Origin of the sequence: Micromonospora sp. DT4, from assembly GCF_049841675.1 — a bacterium.
GTDB lineage: Bacteria > Actinomycetota > Actinomycetes > Mycobacteriales > Micromonosporaceae > Micromonospora.
Genome location: NZ_JBNCKT010000246.1, coordinates 1 through 2522 on the forward strand (window position 1 = coordinate 1; position 2522 = coordinate 2522).

Sequence of the window (2522 nt, forward strand, 5' to 3'; positions counted from 1 at the left end):
TGAGCCGTGTGCGGTGAAAGTCGCACGCACGGTTCTGAGGGGGCCCCGGCGCAGCAATGCGCCGGGGCTACCCGACCGACGACCCCAACTGCCGGGCCTGCGCGATCGCCGCTTCGACGGCCTGCCGTGCCCCGCCGGTGCGCGCAACGACAAGCACCAGGACCTGCTTGATGCCGTCCAGGGCCTGCAGCAGCGGCCCGGGCTGCCCGCCCTGCAGAACCATGGCGACGAGTTGCTGCGCCTCACCGACTCCGGTGATGGCCCCGGTCGCCGCGTCACGAGCGGCGTCCACGGCGCTCAGCACCGGCGCCAGCCCGGCGATCGTCTCCTGCGGAGTGGCCTCGTTCGGCACCGCCGCGGTGGCCTTCGTCGCCTCACCGATCGCACCGGCAAGACTTCCCAGGCCGCCCCGGATGCCCGTGATCGCGTTACGCACCCGCGCCACACCCGCCGCCACGGCCACGAAGCCCGCGCCCGCGGCCCGCAACGCCACCTCCTGCGCCTGACTGTCAGCGGCGGCGGCCAACCTCTGCGCGCGTTCGACCCCGGCCATCAACGCGCGGAGCTCACCGGTGATCTTCTCGATCTGCGACACGTGGCCGGCATCCCCAATCGATGAAAGCGGAAGTGCTCGACACCTGAACCTACCGGGCTCCTCGCGAGGCCACCAGACACCGCGAGGCGGTCGGCACCGCAGACAGCCGCCGCGATGCGAGCAGCCGCGAGAATGGCTTTTCGGTCCAGATTCCAGCTCGTTGGTGGGGTCTGTCGCTGTCCTGTCCGGCTGTCGACATGTCAGCATCGACGGGACGGCCGTGCGGATGTTCGCCTCGGGAGGCTCGGTGGGTAATCGCAAGCGCAGTGGTCGTCAGCAGCGGCGGGAGCCGATCCGCCGGATGATCCCGCCCACCCGCGTGCCCGGCAGCCGGCGCCCTCACCGCCCGGATGAGACGGCGCTGATGCCGCTGTTTGAGTACAGCCCGATGTTCGGACGGCTCGTCGACGCGCCGGTGGAGCTGGTGCCGCTGCTCGCGGTCCTAGCCGTTCTGCACCAGGCGCAGAGCGGCATGCCGGTGGGTACCTGTGTTCCGACGAGTCATCAGGTCAGTGGGGCGCTGCGGCACCTTGGCTTCGAGGCCGAGGCGGTTGCCGCGTGCGCCTCGCTGTACCGGGTGACCGACACGTTTACCGATGTGTCCGAGGTCGGCGTGTGGAAACGAGCGCCGGTCGTCCATGCCGATGGCACCACGAATGGCCACATGGTTGTTTGGACGCCGTCGTTCGCGCAGCTCGTGGACGCCACCCTGGTGCAGGACCCGCTTCTGCTGGCCGCCGCCCAGGTTGATCCGGTCTACTCGACGCCGGTGTTCGTCGAGGTTCCCACCGACCGGAGAGAGTTCCTCGCGGCTCGGCCCGTCGCCTGGCTCGACGATCACCTGTACGCGTCCTGGGTCCTGCTGCCGGAGTGGACACCGCTGATGGACCCGGTTCTGGCAGGGGAGGCCGGCGCGGTCGTGGGACTCGGCGCACTCGGTCTGGCCACCGATGCGCTCCGCCTCATCGCGGCCGTCGCAGAGGAGCGGGATCTGAGCGCGATGCTGGTCCAGTGCCCGCGGCTCGGGGCGCTGCTCCGAGGTGAACACCAGCTACCGGAGTTGCCAGTCGAGCCACCGCCGCATCTTGCTTCAGGGGTGTAGAAACATTCCGACCGGCATACGACCGCACCCCGGGCTCTGGCGGTCATCTAACAACGCGTGGCGGGATATTGGGTGTGATGGCAGAGGCGATAAGCAGGCAATGCCGTTGGCGCACTTCGGGCCGGACATGGCCGCACATTGCCAACTTCGCGACGGACGGCCGATCACGAATATAGTTTGGCCACGAGAGCACCCTGGCCAGCTTGCAGGATGTGTGCAGCGTTCAGCGGTATCCAGAAGCACTCGAAGCGGGTGGGCTTCCCGATACCGTCGTGGTCTTCCTGGCTCGCCCACCGCTCAGGCGCATGCCCTACGAGTTTCAACTGAAAGACGTGACGGTACTGGATCTCCAACCGGAGCGGTGTGATGTCGTACTCGACCTCCCCCAGCTTGCGGACAACGCGAAAGCCCGTCAGCCCGGTCTCCTCTCCGGCCTCGCGCAGCGCGGCGTCCTCCCGCGCCTCACCGGCACGAACGGTGCCGCCCGGTACCTCGATGCCCACCTGCTCGTAGCTGTAGTCGGTGTGACGGAAGACGAGCAACCGCCCCTCCCGCACCACGTAGCAGAGAACCTTTTCTACCACAACCTTCGCCACCATGCGATCACCCGTATCGGCATCAAGTAAGACAAGATGGCAGCCCTGCGGAACCTGCACCCTAGCCGCGCGGCTCCCAGCAATCAGTATCAGGATGGGAACTCGAGGACAGGCTATTGAAATCCTATAGATGCACCAGATGCGCAGGCCACGAGGTAGCTGTTCAGCGTGAGTAGATGGGCGGCCGAATCGGTCTGACCTGTGGTTATGCGCTCATACGGTGGGTCGA

At 67.3% G+C, this 2522-nt stretch carries 3 protein-coding genes; 1 reads left to right on the forward strand and 2 read right to left on the reverse strand.

Annotation, left to right across the window (positions count from 1 at the left end; all coding sequences use genetic code 11):
- Positions 1–67: 67 nt before the first annotated feature.
- Positions 68–595, reverse strand: coding sequence for a DUF6244 family protein (locus ACLQ24_RS29280; protein ID WP_425894971.1), 528 nt, complete (start codon positions 593–595; stop codon positions 68–70).
- 301 nt (positions 596–896) lie between these two features.
- Between ACLQ24_RS29280 and ACLQ24_RS29285 the strand changes: the two genes are divergently transcribed.
- Positions 897–1697 (forward strand): hypothetical protein, encoded by an 801-nt coding sequence (locus ACLQ24_RS29285; RefSeq protein WP_425894972.1) that lies wholly within the window; start codon positions 897–899, stop codon positions 1695–1697.
- 164 nt (positions 1698–1861) lie between these two features.
- Here ACLQ24_RS29285 and ACLQ24_RS29290 read toward each other — a convergent pair whose 3' ends face one another.
- The gene (locus tag ACLQ24_RS29290; protein ID WP_425894973.1) at positions 1862–2353 is read right to left on the reverse strand and encodes an NUDIX hydrolase; all 492 of its coding nucleotides are present in this window, start codon (positions 2351–2353) and stop codon (positions 1862–1864) included.
- Between the last annotated feature and the right edge of the window lie 169 nt (positions 2354–2522).